This is a genomic window from Mesobacillus harenae (assembly GCF_013343715.1).
In the GTDB taxonomy this organism is placed as follows: Bacteria; Bacillota; Bacilli; order Bacillales; family Cytobacillaceae; genus Mesobacillus_A; species Mesobacillus_A harenae.
The window spans coordinates 99,213-123,925 of the sequence record NZ_JABUNR010000007.1 but is presented as its reverse complement, the minus strand read 5'-3'; the positions used below and the strand labels follow the sequence as shown (position 1 = coordinate 123,925).

Genomic DNA, 24,713 nt, shown 5'->3' with positions numbered 1-24,713 from the left:
GACAAACATTCATGTCATCATCTTAAAAGGGGTGCGAATTACAGGGATTATTAAAGACCCATATATATGAACAAGAAAGCAGCACTCCACCTTAATTGGTTTAGTGCTGCTTTTTTTGAGCTTCATTTCATTTATGCGGCTTTTCTTGAAGAAGAAGCTTTACCGGCAGCTTTGTAGTGGTTGTCGAAATAATCATTCGTCTCGTTTACGACCACTTTGCTTAATAATATAAGCGCAACCAGGTTTGGCAGCATCATTAGTGCGTTCGCCATATCAGCAAACGCCCAGACTGTTGTTAAGCTGGTTACCGCACCAATTGCCGTTGCAAAGATATAGACGGCGCGGTATCCGAGAATCCCTTTTGTACCAACCAAGTATTCAAAGCACTTCTCTCCATAAACATACCAGCCAACTATTGTCGAGAAACCGAAAAAGATAACCGAAAAGGCTACAATATATTCACCGACAATTCCAAGTGTGGATGCGAAGGCAGCACTTGTTAATGCTCCGCCGTCAAGGCCAACCGGATGTGCAACTCCCGAAATCTCTCCGCCTGTTGGGTCCCAAAAACCCGAGAATATTAGTACTAGACCTGTCATTGTACATACCACAATCGTTACAATGAACGTACCAGTCATGGCAACTAAAGCTTGTTTTACAGGATGGTCCGTTTTCGCGTTGCCTGCAATGAGAGCTGCGGTTCCTAAGCCGGCTTCATTAGAGAATATCCCCCGTGCGACACCATTTCGAATTGCCTCTGAAACTAGGACGCCGACAAATCCGCCTGTTGCGGCCATAGGATTAAATGCATAGAAAAAGATTAATTTAAACGCAGGAATAATTTGATCAATATGCAAGCCGATAATTACAAGCGACCCGCCAATATAAAGAACAGCCATTATTGGAACAAAAAAACCGGCAACTGCACTGATTCTTTGGATGCCGCCAAATATAATCAGGGATGCCAGCACAGCCAGGATTATTCCCGTTGTAATGTTATTGACACCAAATGTAGTATCCATTACAGCAGCTATTGTATTCGATTGCACACTATTTCCTATTCCTAGTGCAGCAAATGCCCCAAAAAATGCAAATGCTACTGCCAGCCATTTAAACTTTTTGCCGAGGCCGCGCTCTACATAATACATCGGTCCGCTCGAATATTCCCCTTTATCATTTTTAACTCGGTATTTCATTGCTAGTAATGCTTCAGCATATTTTGTAGCCATTCCAAGTAAGCCAACAATCCACATCCAGAAAATGGCTCCGGGTCCTCCTAAGGTGATTGCTGTAGCTACCCCTGCAATATTCCCATTACCGATTGTGGCTGCCAATGCAGTCATTAAGGCTTTAAAGTTACTGACATCCCCTTCGTCCTTAATGTCAGCTTGTCCTTCCTTTGTGAAACCTAATTTAAATGCATAACCAAGCCTCCGAAACTGAAGACCTTTCAGCATAACGGTTAACATCACTCCTGTTCCAAAAAGCAAGAGCAGGCTTGGTGTACCCCAAAGAACCCCATTAATTTTGTCTAAAACTGTAAGTATATTCACCCATTATCCCCCTTTTAAAAAATGACAACGCTTTCAATATCTGAATATATTTTAACACTATTGATAACGTGGTAATTTTGTAAAATTATTAAAATATAATATTAATGCTTTGTGGTTAAGGAACAAATGCCTAAAAGATTATTAATTTTCAGTCAACGATATTTCAAAAAAGCTTAATGAATATAACATTTTATCGATTTTATTGTCAAATAAGTTCACAAGGTGATGGTAGAGTAACCGTCTGATTTTAGTTATAATAAGTAGTGTAAATACTATTAATTTAATAATAAACTGCCTAACATAAATTAAATTTAAAAAAGAGACTGGAGCCGATCTATGAGAGATGCTTATGAAAGGGATCCATTCAAAAGGCCGTTCAGCAGCCTTGAAGATCTCGTTGATAAAATAAAAGACGTTCTAAACTGCCCTGTTACTATCGAGGATTCGAATCACCGTCTTCTAGCTTACAGCTCCCACGATGATGGAACGGATTCTGCAAGGGTTGCAACGATCATAAAACGAAGAGTCCCGGAGAAAGTGATTAACAGACTTTGGAAGGCAGGCATTATCCCTGAGTTAATGCAAAATGAAGGACCCGTGCGCATACATCAAATGGAGGATATTGGACTCCGTGACCGTGTTGCGATTTCTATGCGGAAAAACAATGAAATATTAGGCTACATTTGGGTTGTGGAGGAAGATGCCGCGCTTTCAGAACATGAGTTGATTTTACTAAAGGAAGCAGCTACATCGGCTACAGCTTTAATGCTTAAGCTTCATGCCAAGAAAAAGAAGCAGGGAGAAGACTATCAGGATTTTGTTTGGCAGCTTTTAACCGGACACTTTCAGACCGTCGAAGAGATTAGGAAGAAGTTTTATCAATTGAACCTTTCCATGCCTGCTCAGTTTACTGTACTCGTCTTTCAATTTGACCAGGAAATTACTGCGAAAATTGAAGAAAATATAACGTATTTAATAACAACAAGCCAGAAAATCACCAACCACTTTTTAGTGGTTATGAGGAATGAGTTAATTTTAATTGCATCCCCCCATCCTTCACAGGAAGATGAGAAAGCGTTTAAAGAGTTTATTTCTTTTTTTATTTCAGAAATGGATAACCGCTTCTCCATTACTGGGATTAAAGGGAGTGCGGGATCCATTTATGATAACCTTGAAAATGCAGAAAGGAGCTACCAGGAGGCTTTGAAAGTCCTTCAAATAAAGGAGCAGTTTCCAGAGGAGCTGAAAGGAATATATCAATACCCTCAGCTTGGGCTGTATCGCTACATCGATGCAATAGTTAAGGAAAAGCGAGCTAATCCCAGTGAGCATCCTGCTATTTCCAAGCTTGACAGATATGACAAAATCAATAAAACCTCCTTGCTCGATACACTTGAGGTTTTCATAAGTCAGGACAGCAATATGAACGAAGCGGCCAAAAAACTATTTGTACATGCAAATACCCTGAATTATAGAATGAAGCGAATTGCTGATATTGGTGAAGTTGATTTAAAAAATATAAACGAAAAAATGTCCTTATATTTAGACTTAAAGATCCGGAGAATAGAAAATAATAGCGGTTTGTAAGAAATCACAAATGAAACCGATTTGATTTTTCCTCTTGCACAATGTAAATCCAACTTCCAGGACCTATACTAAGGGCTATAAACAACATTTGGTTCAAAGGGGGAAGGAACATGTTAATAGGAGTTCCCAAGGAAATTAAGAATAATGAAAATCGTGTTGCAATCACGCCTGCGGGTGTAGATGCTTTTATAAAAGCAGGACATAAAGTCATTGTTGAAAATGACGCAGGTGTTGGAAGCGGTTTCACGAATCAGGATTATGTAAATGCAGGCGCTGTCATTGTTAGTACAGCACGTGAAGCTTGGTCAGCAGAAATGGTTATGAAGGTTAAGGAACCCCTTGCTTCTGAATATCCTTATTTCCGCGAAGATTTAATTCTATTTACTTATCTGCACTTAGCTGCCGAACCAGCGTTAGCAAAAGCCTTAACAGAAAAGGGAGTTATGGCTATTGCATATGAAACAGTTGAAGTAAATCGTACTTTACCGCTTCTTACTCCAATGAGTGAAGTTGCTGGAAGAATGGCTGCACAAATTGGTGCACAATTCCTCGAAAAGGTTCATGGAGGCAAAGGCATTCTTCTTTCCGGCGTTCCTGGTGTGAAGCGTGGAAAAGTGACAATCATTGGAGGCGGAGTAGCGGGTACGAATGCCGCTAAAATGGCCATTGGCCTTGGTGCGCAAGTAACAATTGTAGACTTAAGCCCAGACCGTTTACGTCAGCTCGATGATATATTCGGGACAGACGTGACGACACTAATGTCGAATCCATTCAATATTGCGGAAGCGGTTAAAGAGTCCGACCTTGTTATTGGTGCAGTTTTAATTCCGGGGGCAAAAGCTCCTAAACTTGTTAGCGAGGAAATGATTCAATCCATGAATCCTGGATCTGTTGTTGTTGATATTGCAATTGATCAGGGAGGTATCTTTGCTACTACTGACCGTATTACAACACATGACAATCCAACGTACGAAAAGTACGGGGTAGTCCATTATGCTGTAGCGAATATGCCTGGTGCGGTGCCGAGGACCTCTACCATTGCATTGACTAATGTTACAATGACATATGCTTTGCAAATCGCCAATAAAGGTGTTAAAAAAGCTATTGCTGAAAATCCAGCGTTAAAACTTGGCTTAAATACAGCAAACGGAGCTATCACTTATGAAGCAGTTGCAAGGGATCTAGGATATGAGTTCATACCAGTTGACATTGCCTTGGAAAGAATAGCTTCTTTAAATTAATTGAACATCAATCCCCTCATGATTATACTAGTCATGGGGGGTTTTCCTTACCGAGGTTTTAATAGAGGAGGTCAAATGTGAGCATATCGGTGGCAGGCAAAGCGAGCTATAGAGAAACATGGGCCGAAGTTTCACTTGACGCGATTTATCATAATGCATCTATATTTAAAAATAGCATTGCACCCAAATGCAAGTTGATGGCTGTCATTAAAGCGGACGGGTATGGCCATGGTTCAGTCGAAGCAGGTGAAACGGCTCTTGAGGCAGGAGCTGATTATTTAGGAGTTGCATTTCTTGATGAAGCAATCGTCCTGAGAAAAAATGGAATAAGTGCATCGATTCTGGTGCTAGGCTATACTTCACCTGATGCTGTACAAGAAGCGATCCAGCATGATATTACGCTGGCTGTCTATACAGAGGAAGCAATAACAGCCATTCACTCTAGTGCAGCTAAGCTTGATAAAAAGGCAAAAGTCCATTTAAAGGTTGATACGGGGATGGGACGGATCGGGGTAATAACAAAAGAAGATGCCTTAAGCTTGGCACAACAAGCAGACCGTTCTGAACATATCGAGCTAGAAGGGATTTTTACACACTTTTCAAGCGCAGATGAAGAAGAAACTGCCCCAACTATTGAGCAGTTTGAGAAGTTTAAAGCTATTTTTAATTATATTAATCAGCATCAAATCTCCATACCAATTAAGCACTGCTGTAACAGTGCAGGTTCTATGCGTTTTCCCGAAATGCATCTTGATATGGTTAGAGTGGGAATCAGTCTTTATGGATTAAATCCGTCGGAGGTAGTGAGAAGTGAGGCATTCCCTCTGAAGCAGGCTCTCTCTTTTAAGACAAAAGTTACGATGGTTAAAAAAGTGCAGCAGGGAGATACATTAAGCTATGGAAGAACCTTCAAAGCAGACAGAGAAACTTTGATTGCAACCATTCCGGTTGGTTATGCCGATGGGCTGTCCCGCCAATTATCCAATCGCGGCAGCGCGCTGGTCCATAACAGGCGAGTGCAAATCGTTGGCAGGGTATGTATGGATCAAACCATGCTCGATGTATCTAATCTCGAAGGTGTCCAAATTGGAGATGAAGTCGTATTGTTTGGCAGAGCTGAAGATGATGCGTTTATCTCAATTGATGAAGTGGCGGAACTAATGGGGACAATTAACTATGAAGTTGTCTGCTTAGTAATGAAACGAGTTCCGAGAGTGTATGTGCGAAATGAAAAAGCGGTGAATTTCAAAAATATGCTGCTATAATTCGGCCAACCCAGTTAATCTCCAAGTTTGTACAAGCTCTCAGCTAGTAATTAAAAAATTAAGGCGGCTCACCCTTCGAGGTAAGCCGCCTTTTATTCGTTTAAGAATTCCCTCTTTAACAGTGGAGTATAGTGCGTAAAGTTTATGTCAGGACTTGTTGCCCCATTTGACGGAAGCCAAGCTCGCTTAAGGCTTGCTGCATATTTGCCCTAGTTTGAATATCACCAAAATTTAAACCTAAGCTAACAATAGTTTGTGCAATCTCTGGCCTAATTCCGGTTAGTATGGCTTCTATGCCTGTCAGTCTTACAGCTTTCACAATCTGGAAGATCTGGTCTGCAACCATCGTGTCAATCATCGGTACTCCAGATACATCAAAAATCAAATAATTTAAATTCAGCAGGCTGCCCTGCTGCAGTGAAACTTCCATGATTAATTTGGCTCGGTGGGTATCGATCTCACCTACAAGCGGAATGACTGCAAGCCCTTTGGCGATCGGTACAACCGGAACAGATAAATTTTCCAATGCACTGTAGGCAATCGTCATTAGCCGGTTATTGTGTTTCTCGTAAACCTCCCCAAAAGTCCTGTTAACCTTATCAAGAAGGGGGTCTACAATTTTGGAAACGTCAAGCATAGTAATTGCTGCAAATTGGCGCTGGTCCAATTCTTCCTGAAAAACATCCCAAATGACTGTCCGGTAAAAAGAAGTTGCTCTTAAAGAATCACTTAAAGATTGGTTATGTCTGATAGCAAGGTTAGCAGCCTTTTCGCCCCACTCCGTTACCTTCTGGGTGATTAAATCAAGATCTCCGTAAAGAGCCTCACCGAAGTACTGAAAGATTTCAGAGCGATATTCGGTTCGTTTTTCTAGTGTCATTCCAGACTTATTTAGCCGTTCTGTGTAGTTGGAATCAAGTATTTCTTCTAATATGCCTGCTAATTTAGCATGGTTATTAAATATTTTTTCTCCTATGTAGCGCAATTCATCCTTCAATTTAATAACCCCCTTAATAAAACTGTTACCTTAATTATATAGTAGTCCACAATCTTTAAAAACAAAAAAGCTCCTATAAAAGAAGCTTTGTTTCGTAAGATAAGACTAGCCTATCTGGAATGAGAGATTGGCAATTTAATATTAACTGCAGTGCCATGGTTGAGCTCACTTTTGAAAGTGATTTTACCGTTGTGAGCTTGTACGATTTTATAGGAAACGGTCAAGCCTAAGCCGGTTCCTTTTTCCTTAGAAGAATAGAAGGGTTCGCCGATTTTTTCGAGCCGTTCCTTGGAAATTCCGCAGCCATCATCGTTTACGGTAATCCAGACGTTTTCGTCCGTTCCATTTTCTAGGGAGATGGAAACTTTTCCTCCATTAGTGGAAGCTTCAAGCGCATTTTTAATGACATTGACAAATAATTGCTTAAGCTGGTTCGGCTCGCATTCAATCCATAATTCCTCTTCTGTAGAGGAAAAATTCATATCAACATTATACATCGAAGCTTCTGTTTGGAGCAGAGAGACGATGTCTGACAATATCTGCTGAACATTGGCTTTTGTAAAATTAATTCGTTGGGGTTTTGCCAGTAGCAGAAGCTCACCGACTATATGATTGATCCGGTTCAGTTCATCGGTCATAATTTTGTAATAGAGCTGATGCTTCTCATCCTCCATCTGTAAAAGCTGGACAAACCCCTTCAATGACGTCAATGGATTCCTGATTTCATGGGCTACACTGGCTGACAACTCGCCGACTACAGAAAGTTTCTCAGTCCGTCTAAGTCGTTCCTCGGTCATTTTTAATTGGGTTACATCTCGCCCGTAACATATGATGCCACTTATTTCCCCATTTACAATGATCGGGAGAGCTGTACAGTGGAGGGTGATATTGTGTCCAAGCTTATGAACGATTTCAAGCTCGAATAGCTCAGGTTTCTTATCGAAAATCACTTTTTGAATCGTTTCAAGAATGAACTTCTTTAGGTTTGGCAATAACCCTTTTATATTTTTGCCAATAAATTCGCTAGCATCATAGCCGGTGATGATTTTACATTGTGGATTTACGTTTGTAATGTTGCCATTTAAATCTAGCATGGTAACAATATCTGGATTGTATTCAAACAATGACTTATATTGCTGCCGGCTTTCCTGAAGAAGATTTTCCATCTGTTTCCGTTCTGTGATGTCTCGCCCGATAATAACTAGGCCCTTTCGGCTGCCGTCATTGTTAAAGAGTGGCACTTTTATAGTATCAAACGTTTTATTTGTCCCATCTGGCTGAGGGATTATTTCTTCCATGCTAGTTACTTTTCCGTGTTGCCAAGTTTCCTCATCTGAAATTTCACAGTAACGGAGTGCATCTCCGTAAAAGTCGGTGTATTTAGCCAGCTCGGAGTCCTTTTTCCCTCTATAGTCGACATTCTCAAGCTGAAAAAATTTTAAACCAAACTCATTAGCTTCAATCCATCGTCCTTCTCCATCCTTAAAGTTTACAAAATCAACCATTGCGTTAATTAATGTTGAGAGACGTTTCTCATCCTGTTTTGAGGCATTAAGTTCTTCGGCTTTGGAAATATAAAAATAAAAAAACCAGCCGCTTATAGCAACGTAAAATATCTCTTTAAACCGCTCAACCTCATAAACAAAGGGAGCGGGGGCAAAGTCCAGCAGGAAATTTGTCCCGAAAATCCATATCATCCCACCAGCGATATATAAGAATAATAGTTTCTTTTTCTTCATCCTGAGCTCCTATTCTATTTTTAAGAGTATTTCTCATATAAAAGCCCGCTTGGCATTAAATCATCCCTGCGGAAAGTAATTAGCTAAAAAGTCAACAAATTATATTATAAGGGTTTACGTTTATCAATGGGGCAAATTATTTAAAATAGACAGGTATTGTGTCCAGCTTTGATTATCGTAGCACAATTAGCCCCTTTAAAATCGAAGCATAAAATGGAAATGGACTCCTGCAGGGATTACACAGGAATCTAGTATTGAGGGCGCTGGAAAGAGAATAAAGAGGGGAGGAGCCGGAGTATGGGGGATCCACCAGGGGGATTTAGAGTTACAGTTCATTATGGCTTTTCATTTGCAGGACTTTTTCCACTCCAGCAATATTAAACCCTAACTCAAGAAGTTTCCTGATTTCAATACATTGTTTGACATCATTAAGAGAGTAAATGCGCCGGTTAGCACGGCTCCGCATTGGGGTAATAAGTCCTTTTTCTTCATAATAACGAATTTGTCTAGCTGTTAACCCTGTCATTTCCATTACAACCCCAATTGGGAAAAGTGCTTCATTTGGAACATTTTCGTTTTTCACTGGGACTCCTCCATTTACCGAAATTTAGCAAGGTGCTCATACACATCTCTCAAACAATAAAAACCGGCCTTTTTTGCGATTCCGATATAACAGCTCCAAACCTTTGCAGTCATGATGGCATCCCCAAGGGCATGATGGCGGTCTTTAATTTCAATACCGCACTTTAAGCAAATTTCGTCGAGCGCCATAGACTTCATCATAGGATCCGAGACTCGGATTAAAAATGATGTATCGACAATCCGGTGTTGAAACCTAGTCCGCATTACATCCCAAATAATTTTTTTCATAAAAGATTGCTCGTGCTTTGAGTGATGGGCTACAAGTACCCGGCTTCCTATAAACCTTAGGAAATCGACAAGTACCTCATCAGCCGGAGGGGCATCAGCAAGCTGATCATAAGTAATTTTAGTTAGTTCAAACACTTCTTTCGAAAGCGGCACATCAGACTGAATTAAGGAGTAAAATGTTTCTTTTTCAATTATGTTGCTGCCGTGCATTTTAACCGCGCCGATAGATATAATTCTATCGCCCTTTTCCGGAAAAAAACCAGTAGTTTCAAGGTCAAACACAACGGTCTCCAGTGAATCCAGAGGGCTGTCGAGATTGTCTTTTTCCTTGAGTTCCTTTTCAAGCTGCCTCAAGAATGATTGATGCTGCGGACTAGACTGCCCCTGAACACCCGCATAAATACCAGGGCCAATACGTCCAGATAAGTTTTTAATAAATTGGGACATGTTATTTATCTTCATTGGAAGCTTCCTTTTCAACTATCTTTCTGATGCTCTGAAATAGGTGAGCACCATCTTTTATAATTTCCTTGAGTTCTGCTTTTTGATTTTTAGTTAGATGATCGATGGTTACATAGTGGCCTGAATCATAGTTTGAATGATCAGCCAAGGCAAGGCGGAAACTTAAAAGCTTTAAAAATTGCTGTTCATAAAGCCTTTTATCCTGCTCAGAAAGGGTTCGGCCGGACAAGCTGCGCAGCCTGGATAAAGTCGAGGTTTCAGTTAGTTTATCCCTAATTGCCAGCAGTCTGATCCCATTTACATATGGGAATAGAGCTCTCTCTTTTAAGTTTAGAGCGCCTGAATGAGGACCATGGGTTTCAGCTAAAAGCTGCCCTAAAATACCTACCCCTTTTTTAATGTGAAGCGTGTTATTTAATAACCTGGATAACAGCTGGTTTTTGTGGATGCTTTCAATGGCATACAATTTTATCTGCTTCATAAAAACCGCTTCTCCAACTAGAGGGCGTCCATCAATAAAGATTAATAAATACCTGATTGATTCCCATGATGCTTCTTTAATCCATGTATCAATCTGATTTGTCCACTCTTCAATTGGTTTGCACCACAGCGGATTGCTAGCCATCACATCTCCATCACAGTATTGGTAACCGGTTTGGTGAAGGCCATCTGAAATTTCTTTTCCTAGTCTTAGAAAGTAATCTTTAGCTTCATTAGATGTGTTTCCGTATACGATGCCATGGTCCTGGTCGCTCCAGACTCCTTGTTCTGATCGGCCCGCACTTCCCATAACAAAAAAGCAAAAAGGGAATGGGGAGGGGCCATACTCTGTAATCATTCTCTTGATTGAAAGATTCACTGTTTCTCTCATCAACCGTTCGTGTAAATGGTTGAGTTTTTGATGATCTAGTTTAATCAAATTCATTTCGTTTTCTCGAGTATCTCGTATATCCAAATAGGTGCTGAACCCCATGCTGTTGCTCACCCTCTTCTTATGCCTAGAACGTCTTATATAAGTACAGGTGTTAACGTTCTAAGTTAGATTTATTTAGCAAGTATAGATAACTCATTTATCTTTTAGTCTGGTTATTTTTTGCTGCTACCATAGGACATTGAAGCGCTGCCTCAAGTAAACCCGAGCACGAAAGAAATGTGAAGAATTGCGAAAAGTCTCGCACTCTCCGCTCTAATAAACGGTTGTTTCATAGCTCATGCAAAAACACAACAATCTTAGAAAAGAGTCTTTAAAATAAAAGGCGGTCAGTCCCATGAACGGGACTGCCGCATTAGTTATATTTCTTTAACGAGGAGCTGCTTCACTATTGAAGGTACCGTTTAGGTTCGTACCCTTGTGATCAGGCTGGGTAAGCTGCTCCGGATAACCGTAGCTGCCGTGTTCACTCATATCTAAACCGATTAATTCTTCTTCCTCAGTAACACGGAGACCGTTCATTGTCATTTTCATAACCTTTAAGATTGCGATGGAGACGATGAAAGCGAAAGCGCCGCAAGCAATGACCCCCATTGCCTGAACACCTAGCTGGTCAAACCCTCCGCCGTAAAACAATCCAGGCTTTCCAACTGTTGCTAACTCTGGTGTGGCGAAAAATCCTGTTGATAAAGTTCCCCAAATACCAGCAGCACCATGAACGGACAATGCGTAGATTGGATCATCAATTTTCTTGCTTTCAAAAAAGCGAATGCTATAAAATACGAGAATTCCAGCAATAAACCCGATGACTACAGAAGCCCAGGTATCTACGAATGCACAAGATGCAGTGATAGCAACAAGTCCAGCGAGTGCTCCGTTTAACATCATTGGAACATCAGCTTTACCAACAACAATCCAAGAAATTAACATTGCAGCGAGTGTTCCTGCTGCAGCTGCTAGGTTCGTATTAACTGCGACAAATCCGAAGAATGCTCCATCAACTGCAATTGTACTACCTGCATTAAAACCAAACCAGCCTACCCATAGAAACAGCACACTTAATGAGACAAAAACCTGGTTATGACCTTGAAGGTTGTTAGCTGAGCCATCTTTATTGTATTTTCCAATCCGTGGCTTTAGAAGAATAGTTGCAGCAAGGGCTGCCATGGCACCTGTTAAGTGAACTACAGTGGAACCTGCGAAATCCTGCTTGCCGTGGTCAGCTAACCAGCCGCCGCCCCAAATCCAGTGTGCGATTGGTGGATAAACGAGTACCGAGAACAAAACCGCAAAGACCAGATAAGCGGCCAGTTTTGCTCGTTCAGCAAAGCCTCCAAAGGCGATCGTTAAGGAAATTCCTGCAAAAGCAGTTTGGAATAAGAAGAAAACTGCTCCAGAGAGACCTAATCCTTCTACATCGTAGCCAGAATAAAAGAAATCCGATAATCCAATTAGTGCATTTCCCTGACCAAATATTAAACCATAACCTACTGCCCAGAATACAAGTGAACCAATCCCGAAAGTAAGGATCGTCTTGCCTGCGATATGGCCGGCATTTTTCATTCTAGTTGAACCGGTTTCTAATAAGATAAATCCTCCAAGCATCAAAATGACGAGTACAGCAGAAATCATTACCCATAAACTGTTCATTAAAAATAATGTATCCATTTGATAATCTCCCTTCGATTAAGTGTTAAGGCTATTTTCGCATCAACAAAAAAAGGAATCCACAACCATGTTAGGAAACCTCACATGGTTTTTGGTTTTTAAGATATTGCTAAATTAAAAGGGTCTTGGTTTGATTAAACTTCTTAAAATTTCAGATAGGTCGAGCGGGGGATTGAATGTTGTGTGTGTTTTTAGGCAGGATAATTGTAAAAAGTATGTTGTAAGTCTAGCTTAATAAAGAGGAATTTCGGAGCGGCTGTTACTAAAATCAAATAATCACGCATTAATTGAGTCATATGGCAGCTGTTTTGAATGGTGCAAATAAATGTAAAAGACCAAATCATATTCGATTTGGTCTGCTCGTTCATGTGTAATTTGTTATGTTGTGTTTTATAAAAGTTGGAGCAACTAAGCTAGAGTCATATACTCGTCTATCGTTTACGGACTCCGAATTGAGCATTAAGCTGACCTTGGAGCATTCTTTTCTGGATGGCCTTTTCATCCTGCTTTTTTTGTTTTCGTACGATTTCTTGTCTTATTTCAAAAGTTTGGACGCCATCTTCTATTTTATTAGCAATCTCCATTAGTAGCTCAATATCAGAAAATGAGTACTTGCGGCTGCCCCCCAGTGATCTCTCGGGAAAGATAAGTTTCCTTTCTTCATAATAACGGATTTGTCGCTCTGAAAGGCCAGTCAACTCCCTTACAATCCCGATCGTAATTACCTTTTTGTCTTTGTATGAAGCTTCCTTTTCCATAGAATCACCACGCTTAAAGTATTTTATTAAAATAAAGTAGTATTATTCTGAATATACTATAACATTATATGTTATATTACCTCACATTTGAGCTTGCTTCAAATAATATTTGTAAAAAAGTTTTTTGTCGGTAACCAATCGAGAAAATAAAAACATTATTTTCTTTTCTGGTAAAATGGGTAGAAAGCTTTGTAATAAATCAAGCTCTCCTTTTTTGAGAAACTAAGAAGCCAGAGGTACTCTAATGAAAAAAATAAATTTGCAAGGGAAAATCTCCCTGTTTATTTTTAGTCAGGTGTTTATTCTTGCTGTCCTGGTGAGTTTTCTTTTTCATGGGATTCATTCTGATACATTAAGAGAGGAAACTGGAAAACAAGCCCTTTATATTGCGACAACTGTTTCTAAAATTCCAGCTGTTATAGAAGCGTTTGAACTTGAAAATCCAGAGTTGATTATTCAGCCAATAGCCAATGAAATTACTGAAAATACTGGTGCGCAATTTATTGTGGTTGGGAATAAGCAGTCAGTTAGGTACTCCCACCCTGTACCGGATCGAATTGGGAAAAAGATGGTAGGGGGAGATAATGAGAGAGCACTTCTCAAAGGAGAATCTTATGTATCTCATGCTGTTGGGACATTAGGTCCGTCTATTCGCGGGAAAGTGCCTATACGAAATGCTGCCGGAGAAATTATTGGAGTCGTTTCTGTTGGTATCCTTCAGGAGCGGGTTGAGAGTGCCATTGATGGATATGAATTCAAATTATTGTTGATATTATTAGTCGTATTGCTACTAGGATTTGCAGGATCTTATGTTATTGCAACAAATGTAAAACGGTCGATTTATGGATTGGAACCTCATGAGATTGCAAGCCAGTTTGTTGAGAAAAAGACCATTATCGAATCTGTTAGAGACGGGATCATTGCCATTAACAAGCATGGCTTCATTACAGATATTAATAGTAAGGCCTTTGAGGTTCTAGGCTTAAAGAAGGATCTTCCTGTAAAGGGGAAGCCCATAACTGAAGTGATGCCAAACACAAGAATGCTCGAGGTACTTGAGAAAAAGCAGAATCATCTAGATGATGAGATTTTAATTAATGATAAAGAAGTAATCGTAAACCGGCTTCTCCTTTTAAATCAAGGGAAAGTGATTGGAGTTGTTGCAAGCTTCAGACCAAAAGACGAAATTGATGCGTTAACAAGGGAATTAACCCAGATTCATAGTTATGCAGAGGTACTAAGGTCTCAGACTCATGAGTATTCAAATAAATTAAACACTATCTCTGGACTAATCCAATTACAAAATTATCAAGAGGCACTTGATTTCATCCAAACAGAAACCTCGCACTATGGGGAACTAATCCAATTTCTTATGAAAGCAGTACCGGATGCTATGATAGCTGGAATTATTTTAGGTAAATACAATCGGGCCCAAGAATTAAAAGTGGACCTAACAATTAATCCGGAGAGCACTCTTCAAGATGTTCCTGACATTATAAATAGAGAAAAAATTGTAACAATCATCGGGAATCTATTGGACAATGGTTTTGATGCTGTTTTACAAAATCCAGATAATAATAAAAAAGTAGAGTTGTTTATGACAGATTTGGGAAATGATCTAATTTTTGAAATTGAGGATAATGGTCCTGGGATTTTGCATGAAGATGAGGAGAATATATTTAAAAAAGGATTTACTCGAAAAAGAGGAGATGGAAGGGGTTTTGGATTATTTTTGGTAGAGCAAGCGGTTAATCAGCTTAATGGATATGTAAGCGTTGTAAATGGTGAAATGGGAGGGGCGTTATTTACTGTTATCATTCCTAAAAAGCAACGAGAAGGAAACTTATAGATTAAGGAGGGGGAAGTATGGGTGACAGTTCAGTCCTTATCGTGGAGGATGATGTAAAAATAGCTGAGATTAATGCCAAACTGATTGAACGTATTGAGGGGATCTCTGTTAGTGGAATTGCCACAACTATTGGTGAAGCAAAAGAACTTTTACCAATTATTAAGCCTGATTTAGTCCTTTTGGATGTTTATTTTCCGGACGGCAGCGGGATTGACTTGCTTTGGCATATGCGCTCTCATTTTCGGGATACAGATGTCATAATGATAACGGCTGCTAAAGAAGTTCAGAATGTAGGTGATGCGATAAGAGGAGGGGCTTTTGATTTTATTTTAAAGCCAATTGTCTTTAATCGCTTTGAAGAGACCATAAGAAAGTACCTGAATTATAAAACTAAATTAAAAGATGTGAATGCCATGAATCAAGAGGTGGTTGATTCTTTATTTCACACAGTCCGGAAAAGGCACATCTCATCTAATGCTGAAGTAGCAGCTACGCCACCAAAAGGAATTGACCAGCACACGTTATCTCTTATTAAAAATTCATTTTATGAAAGCAAAGAGGGAGGGATGACTGCTGAAGAAATTTCGAAAATAACTGGAGTGAGCCGAACAACATCAAGACGATATCTCGAGTTTCTTGTTTCACTTGGGCAGCTTCGAACCGAACTGGTTTATGGCACTGTTGGCAGGCCCGAGAGAAGGTACTTTGCAAATGAAAATTAATGAAACAGGCTTCTAATCTGCTGTTTCTTAAGGGGAACCGCACTTAAGTGTGGTTCCCTTTTTTTTTATTGGCAGGTCTGTGAATCTTATGAACAAAATAACCGAAATGGTATTTATGCTGAATAAATTGAAAACGGTTACAGAGATTGGTTTAGCAGATATAATCACTTTATTAGATTAATAAGGGGGAAATAAAATGAAGAAAGTTTTTGTAATATTAACAATTTTAACCTTGCTTATCGTTTCAGCATGCTCTAGTAAATCGACTGGAGAGGATGCAGGTGCCGAGGATAAAAAGTGGAGCCCGGAGAAACCGATTGAAGTTGTTGCACCGGCAGGACCCGGCGGTGGCTGGGATACAACAGCTAGAATGGTTACGCAAGTGTTTGAAGAAGAAAATTTGATAGATAAAAGAATGCCAGTCGTAAATAAAGCAGGGGGAGGAGGCGCTGTCGGGTGGGCCTATATAGCTGGCCAAAAGAGCAGTAATCACCACCTGTTCGTTTCATCACCACCTCTAATTCTGGTCCCGTTAAATGGACAGTCGCAATATTCGCATGAGGATTTTACACCAATTGCAAATATGATTGCGGATTATGGAGCATTTGCTGTAAAGGCAGATTCTAAATGGAATACTCTCACAGATCTATTCGAAGATATGAAAACTGATCCTACGAAAATAAGTGTTATAGGAACTTCTTCTCCAGGAAGTATGGATCATATGCAATTTATTAAAATTGCCCAAGCTGCAGGTGTAGATGTGAAGAAAGTTAAGTACCTTTCAGATCCGGATGGAGGGGGGATGACGGCTCTGCTAAACGGAAGTGTTGAAGTATATTCCACAGGAGTGGCTGAAACAGTAGAACAAGTAAGAGCGGGCAAAATAAAGGTGCTTGGGATTACAGCGGAAGAAAGGCTGGAGGGTGAAGTTCTATCTGACTTTCCGACTACTGTTGAGCAGGGGATTGATGAAACGTTTATTAATTGGAGAGGGTTCTTCGGACCAGCTGATATGGACCCGGCGGCTGTAGAGTACTATACAGCAAAATTTCAGGAACTGAATGATTCTGGGGCATGGGATGAAATGAGGAAGAAGTATGGCTGGAACGAAATGTTTATTACTGGTGACGACTATAAAGACTTTCTTAATAAAGAAAGAGAAGAGATGCAAGTTCTATTGGATGAGCTAGGGCTTGCGAAATAGAGTAACAAACTGTAACAACATTATATCTAGAAGCCGATGTTAAATTTTGCATCGGCTTTAATCTAATAGGAGGTGGGGAGTCATGTTAAAGTCCGTTAACAGGAAGGTTGCTCTTTTTCTGGCAGCTGTTGCTATTCTATTTATATTCTTAAGTTTTCAGCTTCCTTCGTATCCATACACTGAAGTAGATGCTGACATTGTTCCTAAAGGTCTGGGCTTTTTGCTTCTAATTTGTTCCATTTTATTGTTTTTTAACAATCAGGAAGAAACGGAGGCAGAGAGAAAAAAAAGAGAGATTCCTCGTGATGAGTTACTGATGCTTCTGGCTGTTTTTGGAATAATTTTAGTTTATATTTTTTTACTAGAATTAATTGGTTTTGTTATTATGACAATTTTGTTTATCTTTTTCACCACATGGTTTCTGGGTTATAAAAAGCTAATTTCAAATTTAGCAGTTTCAGTAACTTTTTCACTAGTGATCTACTTGTTGTTTTCATATCTACTTCAAATTAATTTACCAGCAGGAATATTGCCGATTTAAAGGAGGGTACTGCAATGGAAGCATTTCAAGGTTTAATGTCAGGATTTCAAATAGCCTTCAGTTTATCAGGCATTATCTTCATTTTTATTGGGGTATTTGTGGGAACTTTTATTGGAATGATGCCAGGGCTAGGGCCTATTAGTGCTATTGCTATCATGATTCCAGTAACATATAACATGGACCCTGCACTTGCGTTGGTTATGATGGCAGGAGTGTATTACGGTGCAATTTTTGGAGGGTCGACCTCGTCGATCTTACTCAACGCCCCTGGGGTAGCCGGGACGGTAGCCACCTCATTTGATGGCTACCCAATGGCGCAGCAGGGGAAAGCGGGGAAAGCTTTGGCAATTGCTGCTATCTCTTCCTTTGTTGGAGGGACTATTAGTGTTGTATTATTAATGATGTTTTCTCCATTATTGGCTTCGGTAGCGATCTCTTTTGGTCCGGCTGAGTATTTCGCACTTATGCTGCTAGGTCTAACGGCGATATCTAGCCTATCGGAAGGGTCTACAATAAAAGCATTTATTTCAGCTATTTTAGGTTTTATGGTAGTGACAATTGGTATCGACAGCCAAACAGGAACAGCCCGGTTCACATTTGGGAATGCAAATCTGCTAGAGGGTATAGACTTTTTGGTCATAGCGCTTGGATTATTCGCACTTGCTGAGGTGTGTATGCTGATTTTCAACCGTAAAGATACGTCAGTTTCAGACAATAAAAATCTAGGAAGCATGAAGCTCAGCAAAAACGATATTAAAGAGATGGCTGGACCGATGGGGAGGCAGTCTTTCCTAGGTTTTATTATTGGTGTTTTACCTGGTGCTGGAGCTACTATTGCTTCTTTCATTGCCTATATAACCGAGAAAAAAATCGCCAAAAATCCTGAGGAATTTGGTAAAGGATCAATTAAGGGGGTGGCAGCTCCAGAAACAGCTAATAATGCTGCAACCAGTGGCGCATTTGTCCCGCTGCTAAGCCTCGGTATTCCGGGTTCAGGAACTACAGCTGTCTTGCTTGGGGCTTTTCTCGTATTGGGCATTCAGCCTGGACCACTGTTGGTTCAGGATCACCCAGATATTTTCTGGGGGATTATTGCCAGCATGTATGTCGGAAATTTGTTTCTTTTAATTTTAAATCTGCCTTTAGTTCCTTATATATCTAAAGTATTAAGAATTCCTAGGCCGATGTTAATTTCTTTAGTAATTATCTTCAGTCTGATTGGAGTGTATGCTTTAAGCTTTAACACGTTTGATTTATATTTATTGCTAGCTTTTGGGGTTATTGGTTTCTTAATGCGTATTTTCTCCTTTCCTGCCCCACCATTCATCCTGGCCTTTATTCTTGGTGGGATGATGGAACAGGCTTTAAGGCAGACGATGACGATATCGAACGGGAATTTGTATATCTTCTTTACTAAACCAATTGCTTTATCACTAATTATTTTGAGCCTTTTATCGATCCTTTTTCCTATTATTAAAAATAGGATTAAAAAACCAGTGGGCTGATATAAAAAGGGCAGACAGCACATATGCTGTCTGCCCTTTTTAAGATAAGTATAAATAAATAGACATTGATTAGTATCTAGCTTCTAGAACCTAGCCCGTTGAGATCGCTTCGGTCAAGCTAATGAAGTAAATAACGACCCTCCCCTAAGCTTGTGTGGGCTAATTAAGAGGCTTGCGCGTTGGAATATGGATAGTTAGCTGAATGATTTACTATATAAAGTAAGGGAATCGATCCTAGTCTGATTAGGTTCGTAACCGATTCCAGGCCTGTCGGGAACATATATGTATCCATCCTTCACCTCAACTTCAGGATCAATAATATCTTTGGCCCAATACCGGGATGAGGCTGCAGTATCACCTGGAAGAGTGAAGTTTGGCAGGGTGGTAATAGCAACATTATGGGCCCGCCCTACTCCTGCTTCAAGCATGCCTCCACACCAAACTGGAACCCCTTGGCTCTGGCAATAATCATGTATCTTTTTAGATTCAGTTAAGCCGCCGACCCGCCCGATTTTAATATTAATAATTTTACAGCTTCCAAGTTCGATAGCCTTTCGGGCATCTTCAACAGAGTGAATACTTTCATCGAGACAAATTGGCGTATTTAGCAAAGGCTGCAGTTTTGCATGGTCAATAATATCATCATGGGATAGTGGCTGTTCAATCATTGTTAAGTTAAATTCATCCAAGGCCGCTAAACGGTCTATATCATCCAATGTATAGGCACAGTTTGCGTCTGCCATCATAGGCAGTTTAGGAAATTCATTGCGGATTGCCCTTAAGATGTCGTGGTCCCAGCCGGGCTTAATCTTGACCTTGATCCGCTTATATCCTTGTTTTACATACTCTTCTACCTGCTTTAATAGAGCGTGTTCTGAGTCTGTTATCCCTAAACTTATCCCAACTTCAATTCTGTCTTTAGTACCGCCAAGTGCACGGCCAAGCGACATGTTGTTTTCTTTAGCGTAAAGATCCCACGCAGCACCTTCAAGAGCTGCTTTTGCCATATAATTGCCTCTGACTGGAAGAAAGCGATCTGATAATTCATCAGGATGATGAACTGGGTTCTGAAGTAAAAGAGGAATCAAAAAGTCGTTCATCATATGCCAGTTTGTCTTTACGGTTTCCTCATGATAAAGGGGTGAGAGCGAGGAAACGGATTCAGACCACCCAGATATGCCGCTTTTCGATTTCATTTCTACTAAAATAAAGTCCTTATCATACTCAGTTCCTACACTGGTCGTAAATGGATGTAACAGCTGCATTTTTACGTGTCTCAGCTTAATCTCTTTGATCTCCATAGATACTCCCCTTATTGATTAAATTTTCTTCGTGGACGATAGCGCATAAAAGCATATACTAGGGTCCGATTCATTCCGAATCAGATCTGTAGCTTCCCAGCCATGGTTAAAATAATGAAGAAAAACTTTGCGGGTAGCTGTTCGCCACTTTATTGCAAGCTCGATATTTTTCATCTTAAGTTCTTGGAAAAAAGCTGGAACAGGGACGAATAGCTCGTTTGCTGTTTGGCTAAGATCAACCCTAAGCGGAGAGGGAAGTCCATTTGTTTTTTCTAATTCTATTGCGTGTGGAAGATTCCTTTGAGCTGAAGACCTACCTGTATCTTTCGCTATCTTCCACTCAACCAAGAAGCGATCTGAAGAGATTCCCTTATTCAGCCCATCTTTAAGATCACCGTATGCATTTTCAATATAGCTGGAAGAAACAGCCTGAAGCTTATGTAAATTCAAATAGCCGTTTACCGTTTCCAGAGGGTCATACGTCCATTTAATCACACTGTACCCTTTTTGAAGAGCAGCCTCTTTTTGGTATCGCTTCAGTCGTTCACCTAATCCGAACTTGCGGTAATCAGGATGAATGCCAAGATTATGGGAATGAAGATGAACCTCATTTCCGTTAAAGCCTGCAAAACTGTACTGAAAGCCAATTAAATTTTCATTTGAAAATGCCCCTATTACAAGGCCGCCATTTTTTACAGCGGCCGCCATATGATGTACGGGTACTGGGTCATCATCTTTCCAGATGAGGGCTTCTAGGTTTCTAACTAAGGTTAATTCCTCTGTATTTTCGATTGTTCGAATTTTTATAGATGAGAAAAGTTCTGGTTTCAAGCTAATTCTCCTCGTCGTGCAGGATCAGTCCGATTTGCCGTCAGCATTAAGCAGGAGTTCAGTTAGAATTTGAGTTCCGAAGATTAACGCTTCGTGATTAAAATTCATTTTGGGATGATGAAGGCCAGGGGATAATCCACAGCCTAGGCCAATCATCGTAGCTGTTATATTTGGGTTTTTGAAAGTATAAAAATGAAAGTCCTCTGCACCGGGGGACTTACAGACAGGAATACAGTTTTCCTGGCCCAGGATTTCAGTGATAGCAGTTTCAGCCAAGCTGACAGCTTGTTTGTTAAGAGAAGCAGCTGGAAGGAATTCTTCGACTTTGAAGCTAATCTTGGTGCTGGTCAACTTTGCGGTATGGTTAATAACAGCTTTACTTTGTTCTATCAGTTCTTCCATAGCCAGGTTATGGTCTGCTCTTAAGTCTAAAGTGAAGCGGGCTGTCTCCGGTATTGCATTCGAAGCTTCACCTGCGTGAAGCTTCGTTATTTTAATGGAAAAGGGGGCATCAGTTTTCAGCCGGATAGATTTTAATTCAGTAATTAAAGCAGCTGCTGCTTCAATCGGATTATTCCCATCATGAGGCCGCGCTGCATGTGCTTGCGTTCCTTTTATCGTTCCATTTATCGTTGCGGTTGAGCTATGAATAATGACTGGAGCTGCTTTGCCATACGGCAGCTCCACAGTTGGACGAAGGTGGATTCCAGCAAGAAACTTTACGGAATTTAGAGCGCCGTCCTCCATCATTTGAAGCGCACCGCCCGCCATTTCTTCTGCAGGCTGAAAAATGAACCGAAGTGTACTGTTAAAGAGATAACCTGATTGTGCAAGAGCTAAGGCGGTATACAGCACCATTGTACTATGGGCATCGTGCCCGCAAGAGTGATTAGCCTGTACAACCCCATCTACTTCCTGAACTAATGCATCCATGTCAGCACGCAATGCAATTACATCAGATGACTTTCCCTTCAAATCAGCAATGAGTCCGTAATGACCCTCAAAGGTTTTAACCGTGAAGCCAGCACTTTCTAGCTTTGATTTTATATAAGATGATGTTTTTACCTCTTGCCAGCTAGGTTCTGCAAGCTTGTGCAAAGTTTTGCAGGTATGGACAATTTGGTCCCGTTCCTGATCGATAAAATGGTTAGGCTTTCTCATAAGCTAGGCACCCTCCGTTAAAAAAAGATATGGGCAAGTGCGACGACAATTGGCAGTGTAATGATTGTGCGTAATAAAAAGATAAACACTAAATCAATTATTTTAAGAGGAAGCTTTGAGCCCAGCAGCAGTCCGCCCATTTCAGACATATAAACTAGCTGAGTTACAGAGACAGCACCAATAATAAATCGTGTCATTTCGCTTTCAATTCCGCTGCCGATTACAGCTGGCAAAAACATGTCAGCAAACCCAACGAGCATAGTTTGTGAAGCTGCTGTTGCTTCAGGAACCTGCATTAAGTTAAGGATTGGGATAAAAGGCATACCTAAATATTCGAATAATGGCGTGTTTTCTGCTACCACGAGAGCAACGGTACCGATCGCCATAACAACTGGAATTACCGCGAGCCACATTTCCATGACGTTTTTTAACCCGTCTTTAAAAAATTGAAGAGGATTGTCATTTTGTTCGGCTTTTTGTACGGCATTATTTACTCCCCATTTAAAAGTGGAAGTTCCAGCAGGGATAGCCTCTTCAGGTTTGTGCTCAGTGTTTTCGTAAGCGGAATCCGCCTTTCTGGATAGCGGCGGAATTCGAGGCATAATTAAAGCTGCAGCAAGTCCTGCAACGATAATAGTTAGGTAGAACGGACCGAAAAATTGTTCAAGGTTCAAATAAGTCATGACGACAATTGTAAACGTAATCGAAACGACCGAGAATGTTGTAGCAATAACAGCGGCTTCCCGTTTGGTATAGTAGCCTTCCTCATACTGCTTTGTTGTTAATAGCACACCGATTGTACCATCACCCATCCATGAAGCTAGACAGTCCATCGATGAGCGTCCTGGCAATGTGAAAAGGGGGCGCATAACTTTAGTTAATAATGCTCCAAATAGCTCAAGCAAGCCAAAATTTAAAAGAAACGGAAGAAAGAAACCGGCAAGCAAAAAAGTTGTAAGAAGAATTGGAATTAGATCATAAATCAATAATCCGCCAGTAAACTCTGAAAAGACCATTTCCGGTCCGACTTGATAAAGGGTGATAATAGCAAATAAAGTTCCAAATGCCCTAACGATCAGCCAGCCTGGACTGACATTAAACAGGTTTGACAAAAAGGGGCTTTTCTCGATAAACGCAGGTTTAACGGCTGTAGCTAAAAGAGTTCCAGCCAGCGAAATAACCATTATTGAAACTGCAAGAGCCGGGATAGCTTCGGCAAAAGTTTCATTAAGCAGGCCTGATAAAAAGGCAATTGGGATCGTAATCCCATCTTCGGTTAAGACAGGAACCATAAATAGTAGAATCCCAATTAAAGAAGGAATAATAAATTTTAAGTAAGAGCCCAGGTTTTTAGATTGCATCTCTTCTTTCTGGACGTTCAGATCATTAGACATTCCGTTCAAATGGTATCACCTCGTAAGTTATTTTGTTCATTCTTATTCTAAAAATCTTTTGGTCTCGGTATAAAGACTCTCAAGCGTTTCCTGGCGATTGCAGATTTGCTCGTGATTCTGTTTAGTAATTCCCACAATAATTAGTTCCAATAAACAAATCACCGATGCAATCGAATGATAATCTGAATCAATACTTCCCTCAGTTGTCAAAGTAAGGTCGGCTGATCTGCCAATTGGGGATAAGTGGCGGTTAGTTATGGCGATGAGCTTTACCTCTTGCCGTTTTAACAGCTCAGCGAGTTTAATAGATTCATGAGTATAGCGCGGATAAGAGAAAATCACGGCCACTGAATGATCCGTTAAATCGCAGAGCTCTTCAACTAGAAAACTGGAAGGATGAGCTAAAATGACATTTGCTCTTAGCTGGCTAAGGCTGTAGTAAAGCCAGTGGGCTGCCGCGTATGAAGCTCCAAAACCGGCAATGTAAACCTTGTCGGCTCTCATTAATTGAGAGGCTGCCTTTTCGATTTCCGCAAAATCAAGCTGGTTAAAAAGTTCCTGTAACACAAGCTGTTCTTTCTCAATCACTGTTAAATATGGGTTAGTTTTCTGAGAATATTTTTTATTTGTGTCTGCAGGCTTAGCGTCATAAGTTCCATAAGGCTTATTGTGCTGATGATCAAGCCATTCCTCGCGAACTGCCTCCTGCATTTCAGAAAATCCTTTAAACCCAAGTGCGTATGACAAGCGTATGACTGTAGTTTCACTTACACCAACTCTTTTTCCTAGCTGAAAAGCAGTTTTCAGAGCGGCTTCCTCAGTATGAGTTACGAGAAATTCAGCAATTTTCTTTTGTCCTGGTGATAAGGAAGAGAACTTCTCTTTAATTATCAATCTGATGCTTTCTCTTTCTCTCTTCATAGATTCCTCCACGGGAAGAAGTTGAAACTTCTTTTCTATAATAATAATGCATGAAATCCTTCGGTGCAAGAAAAAGTGAATTATTATGCAAAGCAAACCTAGTTCTGGTTCCAATATACCGGTGTTAAACCATTGTGAGATTGGTAACTTTCCATTTGCAGACTATTTCGCTTTTTATAGGTATGTAATTTTTTGCATGCTGGAATTTTTGGA

Annotated in this window: 21 protein-coding genes; 8 read left to right on the top strand and 13 right to left on the bottom strand. The window is 40.3% G+C overall.

The genetic code is table 11. From position 1 onward, the window contains the following. Positions 1-131 precede the first annotated feature (131 nt). On the bottom strand, positions 132-1,553 hold the full coding sequence (locus tag HRJ06_RS10315) for an amino acid carrier protein (RefSeq protein WP_174732692.1): 1,422 nt from the start codon (positions 1,551-1,553) through the stop codon (positions 132-134). 336 nt (positions 1,554-1,889) lie between these two features. Between HRJ06_RS10315 and HRJ06_RS10310 the strand changes: the two genes are divergently transcribed. The 3 genes from HRJ06_RS10310 (at position 1,890) to alr (ending at position 5,646) form a co-directional block, all read left to right on the top strand. Continuing rightward, positions 1,890-3,140 carry a PucR family transcriptional regulator gene (locus HRJ06_RS10310; RefSeq protein WP_174732690.1) on the top strand — a complete coding sequence of 417 codons (1,251 nt, stop codon included), beginning with the start codon at positions 1,890-1,892 and terminating at the stop codon, positions 3,138-3,140. 110 nt (positions 3,141-3,250) lie between these two features. Further along, positions 3,251-4,381 carry an alanine dehydrogenase gene (gene ald / locus HRJ06_RS10305; protein ID WP_174732688.1) on the top strand — a complete coding sequence of 377 codons (1,131 nt, stop codon included), beginning with the start codon at positions 3,251-3,253 and terminating at the stop codon, positions 4,379-4,381. A gap of 77 nt (positions 4,382-4,458) precedes the next feature. Next, complete coding sequence (gene alr, locus HRJ06_RS10300; RefSeq protein ID WP_338421078.1) at positions 4,459-5,646, top strand: alanine racemase; 1,188 nt, start codon at positions 4,459-4,461, stop codon at positions 5,644-5,646. A 142-nt stretch (positions 5,647-5,788) separates the two neighbouring features. Here the strand turns inward: alr and HRJ06_RS10295 are convergent, their stop codons facing one another. The 7 genes from HRJ06_RS10295 to HRJ06_RS10265 all read right to left on the bottom strand — a co-directional run bounded on the left by HRJ06_RS10295 (position 5,789) and on the right by HRJ06_RS10265 (position 13,071). Then, positions 5,789-6,643 (bottom strand): STAS domain-containing protein, encoded by an 855-nt coding sequence (locus tag HRJ06_RS10295; RefSeq protein ID WP_174732686.1) that lies wholly within the window; start codon positions 6,641-6,643, stop codon positions 5,789-5,791. 110 nt (positions 6,644-6,753) lie between these two features. Then, on the bottom strand, positions 6,754-8,382 hold the full coding sequence (locus HRJ06_RS10290; protein WP_174732684.1) for a PAS domain S-box protein: 1,629 nt from the start codon (positions 8,380-8,382) through the stop codon (positions 6,754-6,756). Positions 8,383-8,707: 325 nt separating this feature from the next. Beyond that, positions 8,708-8,965 carry a MerR family transcriptional regulator gene (locus HRJ06_RS10285; RefSeq protein ID WP_338421077.1) on the bottom strand — a complete coding sequence of 86 codons (258 nt, stop codon included), beginning with the start codon at positions 8,963-8,965 and terminating at the stop codon, positions 8,708-8,710. Between the two features lie 14 nt (positions 8,966-8,979). Then, positions 8,980-9,714, bottom strand: a complete 735-nt coding sequence (locus tag HRJ06_RS10280) for an exonuclease domain-containing protein (protein ID WP_174732682.1) — start codon at positions 9,712-9,714, stop codon at positions 8,980-8,982. Next, a complete protein-coding gene (locus HRJ06_RS10275) occupies positions 9,701-10,699 on the bottom strand; it encodes a DUF294 nucleotidyltransferase-like domain-containing protein (RefSeq protein WP_338421076.1) in 999 nt (332 codons plus the stop codon). Before HRJ06_RS10275 ends, HRJ06_RS10280 begins: the two co-directional genes overlap by 14 nt. Before the next feature lie 315 nt (positions 10,700-11,014). Beyond that, positions 11,015-12,313 carry an ammonium transporter gene (locus tag HRJ06_RS10270; protein ID WP_174732680.1) on the bottom strand — a complete coding sequence of 433 codons (1,299 nt, stop codon included), beginning with the start codon at positions 12,311-12,313 and terminating at the stop codon, positions 11,015-11,017. Between the two features lie 431 nt (positions 12,314-12,744). Then, entirely contained in the window at positions 12,745-13,071 is a 327-nt protein-coding gene (locus tag HRJ06_RS10265; protein ID WP_174732679.1) for a MerR family transcriptional regulator, read from the bottom strand. Positions 13,072-13,315: 244 nt separating this feature from the next. On the opposite strand from HRJ06_RS10265, the gene HRJ06_RS10260 reads away from it, so the two are divergent. The 5 genes from HRJ06_RS10260 to HRJ06_RS10240 all read left to right on the top strand — a co-directional run bounded on the left by HRJ06_RS10260 (position 13,316) and on the right by HRJ06_RS10240 (position 18,892). Then, the gene (locus tag HRJ06_RS10260) at positions 13,316-14,920 is read left to right on the top strand and encodes an ATP-binding protein (RefSeq protein WP_174732678.1); all 1,605 of its coding nucleotides are present in this window, start codon (positions 13,316-13,318) and stop codon (positions 14,918-14,920) included. Between the two features lie 17 nt (positions 14,921-14,937). Next, positions 14,938-15,642: a response regulator gene (locus tag HRJ06_RS10255; protein WP_174732677.1), complete on the top strand. Its 705-nt coding sequence runs from the start codon at positions 14,938-14,940 to the stop codon at positions 15,640-15,642. A 196-nt stretch (positions 15,643-15,838) separates the two neighbouring features. Beyond that, on the top strand, positions 15,839-16,846 hold the full coding sequence (locus HRJ06_RS10250; RefSeq protein ID WP_174732676.1) for a tripartite tricarboxylate transporter substrate binding protein: 1,008 nt from the start codon (positions 15,839-15,841) through the stop codon (positions 16,844-16,846). Positions 16,847-16,928: 82 nt separating this feature from the next. Further along, positions 16,929-17,387, top strand: a complete 459-nt coding sequence (locus HRJ06_RS10245; RefSeq protein WP_174732675.1) for a tripartite tricarboxylate transporter TctB family protein — start codon at positions 16,929-16,931, stop codon at positions 17,385-17,387. Positions 17,388-17,401: 14 nt separating this feature from the next. After that, positions 17,402-18,892 (top strand): tripartite tricarboxylate transporter permease, encoded by a 1,491-nt coding sequence (locus HRJ06_RS10240; protein WP_174732674.1) that lies wholly within the window; start codon positions 17,402-17,404, stop codon positions 18,890-18,892. Between the two features lie 194 nt (positions 18,893-19,086). Here the strand turns inward: HRJ06_RS10240 and menC are convergent, their stop codons facing one another. From menC to HRJ06_RS10215, 5 genes are read right to left on the bottom strand one after another with little or no spacing between them, the layout of a single operon-like run. Beyond that, a complete protein-coding gene (gene menC / locus HRJ06_RS10235; RefSeq protein WP_174732672.1) occupies positions 19,087-20,193 on the bottom strand; it encodes an o-succinylbenzoate synthase in 1,107 nt (368 codons plus the stop codon). 18 nt (positions 20,194-20,211) lie between these two features. Further along, on the bottom strand, positions 20,212-21,024 hold the full coding sequence (locus HRJ06_RS10230; protein WP_174732670.1) for a GNAT family N-acetyltransferase: 813 nt from the start codon (positions 21,022-21,024) through the stop codon (positions 20,212-20,214). A gap of 24 nt (positions 21,025-21,048) precedes the next feature. Beyond that, entirely contained in the window at positions 21,049-22,185 is a 1,137-nt protein-coding gene (locus HRJ06_RS10225; protein ID WP_174732668.1) for an amidohydrolase, read from the bottom strand. A 17-nt stretch (positions 22,186-22,202) separates the two neighbouring features. Continuing rightward, a complete protein-coding gene (locus HRJ06_RS10220; protein ID WP_174732874.1) occupies positions 22,203-23,579 on the bottom strand; it encodes a YjiH family protein in 1,377 nt (458 codons plus the stop codon). 42 nt (positions 23,580-23,621) lie between these two features. Next, entirely contained in the window at positions 23,622-24,500 is an 879-nt protein-coding gene (locus tag HRJ06_RS10215; RefSeq protein ID WP_174732666.1) for a MurR/RpiR family transcriptional regulator, read from the bottom strand. Between the last annotated feature and the right edge of the window lie 213 nt (positions 24,501-24,713).

Bases quoted from the DNA above. Each gene is read 5' to 3' on its own strand.
- HRJ06_RS10310 (WP_174732690.1), top strand. From the start codon at position 1,890: ATGAGAGATGCTTATGAAAGGGATCCATTCAAAAGGCCGTTCAGCAGC.
- ald (WP_174732688.1), top strand. From the start codon at position 3,251: ATGTTAATAGGAGTTCCCAAGGAAATTAAGAATAATGAAAATCGTGTT.
- HRJ06_RS10290 (WP_174732684.1), bottom strand. From the start codon at position 8,382: ATGAAGAAAAAGAAACTATTATTCTTATATATCGCTGGTGGGATGATA.
- HRJ06_RS10280 (WP_174732682.1), bottom strand. From the start codon at position 9,714: ATGAAGATAAATAACATGTCCCAATTTATTAAAAACTTATCTGGACGT.
- HRJ06_RS10270 (WP_174732680.1), bottom strand. From the start codon at position 12,313: ATGGATACATTATTTTTAATGAACAGTTTATGGGTAATGATTTCTGCT.
- HRJ06_RS10265 (WP_174732679.1), bottom strand. From the start codon at position 13,071: ATGGAAAAGGAAGCTTCATACAAAGACAAAAAGGTAATTACGATCGGG.
- HRJ06_RS10260 (WP_174732678.1), top strand. From the start codon at position 13,316: ATGAAAAAAATAAATTTGCAAGGGAAAATCTCCCTGTTTATTTTTAGT.
- HRJ06_RS10255 (WP_174732677.1), top strand. From the start codon at position 14,938: ATGGGTGACAGTTCAGTCCTTATCGTGGAGGATGATGTAAAAATAGCT.
- HRJ06_RS10250 (WP_174732676.1), top strand. From the start codon at position 15,839: ATGAAGAAAGTTTTTGTAATATTAACAATTTTAACCTTGCTTATCGTT.
- HRJ06_RS10245 (WP_174732675.1), top strand. From the start codon at position 16,929: ATGTTAAAGTCCGTTAACAGGAAGGTTGCTCTTTTTCTGGCAGCTGTT.
- HRJ06_RS10240 (WP_174732674.1), top strand. From the start codon at position 17,402: ATGGAAGCATTTCAAGGTTTAATGTCAGGATTTCAAATAGCCTTCAGT.
- menC (WP_174732672.1), bottom strand. From the start codon at position 20,193: ATGGAGATCAAAGAGATTAAGCTGAGACACGTAAAAATGCAGCTGTTA.
- HRJ06_RS10225 (WP_174732668.1), bottom strand. From the start codon at position 22,185: ATGAGAAAGCCTAACCATTTTATCGATCAGGAACGGGACCAAATTGTC.
- HRJ06_RS10220 (WP_174732874.1), bottom strand. From the start codon at position 23,579: ATGTCTAATGATCTGAACGTCCAGAAAGAAGAGATGCAATCTAAAAAC.
- HRJ06_RS10215 (WP_174732666.1), bottom strand. From the start codon at position 24,500: ATGAAGAGAGAAAGAGAAAGCATCAGATTGATAATTAAAGAGAAGTTC.